This window comes from Nocardia sp. NPDC004278, from assembly GCF_053602975.1.
In genome coordinates, this window is sequence record NZ_JBSGEQ010000089.1 from 1 (window position 1) to 7,200 (window position 7,200).

At 65.1% G+C, this 7,200-nt stretch carries 1 protein-coding gene; it reads left to right on the forward strand.

The window, feature by feature from the left end; translation table 11 throughout:
- The coding region (locus ACWEO2_RS44090; RefSeq protein ID WP_452410843.1) for an SDR family NAD(P)-dependent oxidoreductase at positions 1-7,200 on the forward strand (7,200 nt) is incomplete at both ends.

Sequence of the window (7,200 nt, forward strand, 5' to 3'; positions counted from 1 at the left end):
ATCGTGGCTGAACTGGATCCGCTACTGGGGCAATCGGTTTCGCTGAGCGCTGCTTTGGTGAGCGATGACCTGATCGACCGGACCGTGTTCGCGCAAGCGGGGTTGTTCGCGTTCGAGGTGGCGTTGTTCCGGCTGCTCGAATCGTGGGGCGTGCGTGCGGATGTGGTGGCGGGTCATTCGATCGGTGAGGTCGCTGCCGCGCATGTGGCCGGTGTGTTGTCGTTGTCGGATGCGTGTGTGCTGGTCGCCGCGCGCGGCCGGTTGATGCAGGCGCTGCCGACGGGTGGGGCGATGGTCGCTGTCGGTGCGTCGGAAGCCGACGTGGCGGCGTTGCTGGACGGTGCGCAGGTGTCGATCGCGGCGGTCAATGGTCCGTCGTCGGTGGTTTTGTCCGGTGTCGAAGACGATGTTGTCGCTGTCGCTGATCGGTGTGCCGAGCGTGGTTGGCGCACGCACAGGTTGCGGGTGTCGCATGCGTTCCATTCAGCGTTGATGGAGCCGATGCTCACCGAATTCTCCACGGTGGTACAGGGTTTGGCGTTCGCCCGCCCGAGTATCCCGTTGGTGTCGACGGTGACCGGTGCGCGGGTCAGCGATGAGATGTGTGATCCGTTGTATTGGGTTGGCCAGGTTCGGGACACGGTGCGGTTCGCCGATGCGGTCACCGCTATGGCGGGTATGGGTGTGTCGAGGTTCGCCGAGGTCGGGCCCGATGCCGTGCTGACTCCGATGCTCGCCCAGACTCTCGAAAACGGGGATGGCGCGGACACTGCGGTGGTGGCTTTGGCTCGTCGGAACCAGACCGATCCCGCCACGCTGTTGGGCGGGTTGGCCGGATTGTTCGTCTCCGGCGCCGAGGTGGACTGGGCCGGTTTCTACGCCGGTTCCGCCGCTCGCCGAATCGACCTGCCTACCTATGCCTTTCAGCACGAGCGTTTCTGGCTCGATGCCAGGCAGATGCTGGCGCAGTCGTGGCTGGCAGCCGAGCTGGGTGGTATCAGCTCAGTCGGGCTGGACGTGGTGGATCATCCGTTGCTGGGTGCGGTTGTGCCGCATCCGGATTCGGGTGGGGTGAGTTTCACCGGCCGGTGGTCGGTGGACTCCGTCGAATGGCTGGCCGACCACAGCGTGTTCGGTACCGTGTTGCTGCCGGGAACCGGTTTTGTCGAGCTGGCCAGTTACGTCGGCGGTGTCCTGGGTTGCGCCGTGGTGGACGAGCTTGTCCTGCACACCCCGTTGACGCTGCCGGCCGAGGGCAGTGTCTCGGTGCAGGTCGTGGTGGCCGCTGCCGACGAGACTGGTCGTCGGCGGTTGAGTGTTCATTCTCGGCATGCGGGCGAGGGTCCGTGGGTGCTGCACGCCGAAGGCTGGCTCGTGCCCGGTGATGTGGTGGCCGATTTCGACCTGACCTCGTGGCCTCCTGCTGGCGCGCAGCCTTTGCCCATTGCTGGTGTGTACGACGAGCTGCTCGATGTCGGCTATGGATATGGCCCGTTCTTCCAGGGTTTGCGGGCGGCTTGGCATCGTGGCGATGAGTTGTTCGCCGAGGTCGCGCTGCCGGATCCGCAGGAAGCCAAGGGTTTCGGGATTCATCCGGCATTGTTCGACTCGGCGTTGCATGCCGGGATAGTTCATGGTCTGCGCGGTGGTGTCGAGTCTTCCCCGGCGCTGCCGTTCACCTGGAGTCGGGTGGTGGTGCACTCGGTCGGCGCTGCCGCGGTGCGGGTCCGCATCGTGCTGCAGGGCGACCGGTTGGCTGTGCAGATGGCCGACGAGCAGGGCTACCCGGTGTTGTCGGTGGGGGCCTTGGTTTCTCGGCCGGTATCGGCTGAGCGCCTGAGCGCGGATCGGGTGTCGGAGGCCCTCTTCGGCGTGGAATGGGTTACTGTCGCGCCGCTGTCGGCGGGGGCAGTCGAACCGGCCCGGGTAGCGGTACTCGGTTGGGGCCAGAGTTCTGGCGGGGTGCGAGGTTATGATGATCTCGCATCGTTGATCGCCGAATTGGACGCGACTTCCGACTCGGTTGTTCCCGACATCGTGTTGCTCGGGTGCCCCTCCCACAATGGTGCGGCGCCGGAGGCTGCGCGTCAGATTGTCACCGATGTTCTGGACACTGTTCAGGGTTGGCTGGCCGACAGTCGTTTCGCTGATTCTCGTTTGGTTGTACTCACCGAACAAGCAGTGGCTGTTGCCGATTCGGAGCAGGTGGATCTGGGGCAGGCGCCGGTGTGGGGGCTGTTGCGTGCCGCGCAGGCTGAACACCCCGGGCGATTCCAGCTTCTCGACCTGGATCACCCCGACTTGGCCCAAGACCGTGACCCGGTCGCTGTCGCGACCGCGGTGGCAGCCGCCGCTGGGGAACCGGAGGCGGCGCTGCGTGGCACGACCCTGCTCGTGCCGCGGTTGGCCCGCCGCGCACCTGGAACGTTCGTTCGGCTGTCCGAGCCGGGCACCGTGTTGGTGACCGGTGGTACGGGTGGTCTGGGTGCGGTGATCGCTCGGCATCTGGTGACCGAACATGGTGTGCGGCATCTGCTTTTGACGTCTCGGCGTGGCTCGGATGCCCCTGGCGCGGCTGAACTGCGTGCTGAGCTGCTCGAGCTCGGTGCGCAGGTGACCATCACCGCATGTGACGTGTCCGATCGGGACGCACTGGCGGCACTGCTGGAAACCATCCCGGCCCAATATCCGCTGATGGGTGTGGTGCACGCGGCCGGAACCGCCGACAACGGCGTGATCGAGTCGATCACGCCGGACCGGATCGACCATGTCTTCGGGCCCAAGCTGGATGCTGCGTGGCATCTGCACGAACTCACTCGTCAGCACTCGCTGTCCCTGTTCGTGCTGATATCTTCCGCAGGTGGGCTGGTGCTGGCCGCTGGCCAGGCCAATTACGCTGCGGCGAATGTCTTCCTGGATGCCCTCGCGGTGCATCGTCGCGGTCTGGGATTGCCTGCGATCTCTCTCGATTACGGGTTGTGGGCGCGATCGAGCGGGCTTGGTACGGAGCTGTCCGAGGACGATTTCGATCGGATGCGCAGGCAGGGCTTCCCGCCGCTGACCGAGGCCGAGGGTCTGGCGTTGTTCGATGCGGCGATAGCCACCGACACCGCCCAGCTGGTAGCGCTGCGGATCGATCCGGCGGTGCTTCGAACCCGGGGCGAGCAGATCCCGGCCCTGGTGCGCGCGATCGCACCGATTCCTGTGCGCCGCCACAGCCGAACCCCGGCAAGTCGGGCATTTGCGCAAAAGCTGGCAGGTCTCTCCGATGCCGATCGCAAGAGTGCTCTGCTCGACCTGGTCCGATCGGTCGCTGCCGAGGTCCTCGGGCACGCTTCTATCGATGCTGTTGCACCCCAGCAGGCATTCCAGCAGCTCGGGTTCGACTCGTTGAGCGCCATCGAGTTCCGCAACAAGCTCAACACCGCGACCGGCCTGCAACTACCGGCCACCCTGATCTTCGATCAGCCCAACCCGCAGATCGTCGCCGACTTCATCGATTCCCAGCTCACCGGCACAAATCAGGACATCGAGGTCACTGCCAGCAGAACTATTGGCGACGACCCGATCGCCGTGGTGGCAATGAGCTGCCGCTACCCCGGCGGTGTCACCTCGCCGGAGGATCTGTGGCGACTGGTCGTCTCGGGCATTGACACCACAGGTGAGTTGCCGGTGGATCGTGGCTGGGATATCGAGGGCATCTACGATCCGGAGCCCGGCAAGGCGGGGCGCACCTACACCCGCCAGGGTGGATTCCTCTATTCGGCGGCCGATTTCGATGCGGACTTCTTCGGGATCAGCCCCAACGAAGCCACGATGATGGATCCGCAGCAGCGATTGCTGCTGGAGGTCTCATGGGAGGCGTTGGAGCGCGCCGGTGTGGATCCGGCGGTACTGCGTGGCAGTTCGACCGGTGTCTTTACCGGTGTGATGTACCACGACTACGCCCAGGGAACCGGCACCGGTAGCAGCACTGCCGGAAGTTTGGTCTCCGGACGCATCGCCTACACGCTGGGGTTGGAAGGCCCAGCAGTATCGGTGGATACGGCGTGCTCTTCGTCATTGGTGGCCCTGCATCTGGCCGCGCAGTCGTTGCGGTCGGGTGAGTGTGATCTGGCGTTGGCCGGTGGTGTGGCGGTGATGGCGACGCCGGATATGTTCCTCGAGTTCAGTCGGCAGCGCGGTTTGGCTCCGGATGGGCGGTGTAAGTCCTTCGCCGATTCCGCCGATGGTGTGGGCTGGTCCGAGGGCGCTGGAATATTGGTGTTGGAGCGGTTGTCCGACGCCCGCCGTAATGGTCATCAGGTCCTTGCGCTGGTTGCTGGTTCGGCGGTGAATCAGGATGGTGCGTCGAATGGTTTGACCGCGCCGAATGGTCCGTCGCAGCGGCGGGTGATCCGCCAAGCGCTGGCGAATGCGAGGGTGTCGCCGGTCGAGGTGGATGTGGTGGAGGCCCACGGCACCGGTACCACGTTGGGTGATCCGATCGAAGCCCAAGCGCTGCTGGCGACGTATGGGCAGGATCGTGCTGCCGACCGTCCGTTGTGGCTGGGGTCGTTGAAGTCCAACATCGGTCACACCCAGGCCGCTGCGGGTGTGGGTGGTGTGATCAAGATGGTGATGGCGATGCGTCACGGTGTGCTGCCGCAGACCCTGCATGTCGATCAGCCCTCCACGAAGGTTGATTGGTCCGAGGGGCATCTCCGGTTGTTGACCGAGTCGGTGGCGTGGCCGGAGGTAGATCGGCCACGACGTGCCGGTGTGTCCTCATTCGGCCTCAGCGGCACCAACGCTCACCTCATCGTCGAACAGGCTCCGGCAGCGGACCCGGCTCCCGTGCCGGTGGTCAAGACCGTCCCGGCCGGTGGCGTGCTGCCATGGGTGGTCTCGGCGCGTAGTGGCGAGGCGCTTGCTGAGCAGGCCAGGCGCTTGGTATCGCATATCGACGACGACCACGACTCGATCGACATCGGCTTCTCGCTCGTGACTTCGAGAGTGTTGTTCGACCACCGAGCCGTGGTGCTGTCACCCGAAGGCGATGGCCTGCGCGCCGGTATTCAAGCGTTGGGTCGCGGCGAAACGATTCCGGGTGTGGTGTCCGGTCGTGTGGTGTCGGGTTCCACGGGTGTGGTGTTTTCCGGTCAGGGTGCGCAGTGGGCTGGTATGGCCGCTGAGCTGCATGCGGCGTTCCCGGTGTTCGCCGAGCACTTCGATGTGATCGTCGCTGAATTGGATCCGTTGCTGGAGCAATCGGTTTCGTTGGGTGTGGCGTTGGTGTCCGAGGACGTGGTCGATCGGACGGTGTTCGCGCAGGCGGGTTTGTTCGCGTTCGAGGTGGCGTTGTTCCGGTTGCTCGAGTCGTGGGGTGTGCGTGCGGATGTGGTGGCGGGTCATTCGATTGGTGAGGTTGCTGCCGCCCATGTAGCCGGAGTGATGTCCTTGGTGGATGCGTGTGTGTTGGTGGCCGCGCGTGGCCGGTTGATGCAGGCGCTCCCTACTGGTGGGGCGATGGTCGCTGTGGGTGCGTCGGAAGCCGACGTGCTGCCGCTGCTGGCAGCTGGTGACGTGTCGGCAAGTGGGGTGTCGATCGCGGCGGTCAATGGTCCGTCGTCGGTGGTGTTGTCCGGTGTCGAGAACGACGTCGTGGCTGTCGCCGAGGCGTGTGCCGAACGTGGTTGGCGCACACATCGGTTGCGGGTGTCGCATGCGTTCCATTCGGTGTTGATGGAGCCGATGCTGGCCGAGTTCGCTTCGGCGATAGAGGGTTTGGCGTTCGCGCGTCCCAGCATCCCATTGGTGTCCACGGTGACCGGTGCCCAGGTGACCGATGAGATGTCGGATCCGTTGTATTGGGTCGGTCAGGTCCGGGACACGGTGCGGTTCGCCGATGCGGTTACCGCGATGGCGGGCCTGGGTGTCGCCAGGTTCGCTGAGGTCGGGCCGGATGCCGTGCTGACTCCGATGATCGCCCAGACTCTCGACGAGCGGGCTGCTTCGGCTTCTACTGTGGTGGCCTTGGCGCGTCGAGACCATGCCGATCCATCCACGGTGTCGGGCGGGCTGGCAGGGTTGTTCGTCTCCGGCGCCGAGGTGGACTGGGCTGGTCTATATGCCGGTACCGGAGCTGAGCGAATCGACTTGCCCACCTACGCTTTCCAGCGTCGGCGTTATTGGATGGCCGAAGGGGCCGCCGGTAGTGGTGACGCTCGATCGATGGGTCTGGTGGCTACCGGACATCCCTTGGTCTCTGCGGTGGTGTCGCAACCGGATTCCGATGTGGTCGCCGTCAGTGGCAGGTTGTCGCTGCGGACGCATCCCTGGCTGGCCGATCACCGGGTCATGGACACCGTGCTGTTCCCTGGTACCGGTTTGGTCGAGCTTGCCCTGCACGCCGGGGAGCGAGTGGGCTGTCCGAGCCTGGATGAGCTGATTCTGCGGGCTCCGCTGGTGTTGCCGGAGTCGGCGGGCGTTGCGGTGCGTGTCGTCGTCGGTGGCGAGGACAGCGCGGGGCGTCGCGGGGTGCGGATCTTCTCCCGCCCCGATGTTGACGTCGATTCGGTGGCGTCGTGGATGTTGAACGCCGAGGGGGTGCTTGCGTCCGGATTCGATAGCGTGGCTGTGGATCTGGTGCAGTGGCCGCCCGCTGGTGCGGTCGCCGTGGACATCGATGGTGTTTATGACTCTCTCGATGCGCAGGGGTACCACTACGGTCCGGTGTTCCAGGCGCTGCGGTCGGTCTGGCGGGGATCCGATGGGATCTACGCTGAGATCGAATTGCCCGACCAGGCCCGGTCTGATGCGGAACGGTTCGGGCTGCATCCAGCGTTGCTGGATGCGGCGTTGCATGCCTTGCGTTTTGCCGATGACACCTCGGGAGCCGGACTGGCGTTGCCGTTCGAGTGGTCCGGTGTCACGGTGCATGCGGCGGGTGCTGATGCAGTGCGTGTTCGGCTCACTCGTGTCGGTGAGCATGGTGTTGCTCTGGATCTGGCGGACTCGACCGGTGCTGCGGTGGCGACTGTGCGGCATTTGGCATCCCGGCCGATCGATCCCGCGCAGCTCACCACCGGTACACCTATTGCCCGCACCGCTTTGTTCGACATCGGCTGGACACCGATCTCGGTGTCCGAGGGTGAAGTCGCCGCGGTTGCCTGGGCGGATCTCGGTGACGTGGTTCCGGCCGCGGTGGTGTTGGAGTGC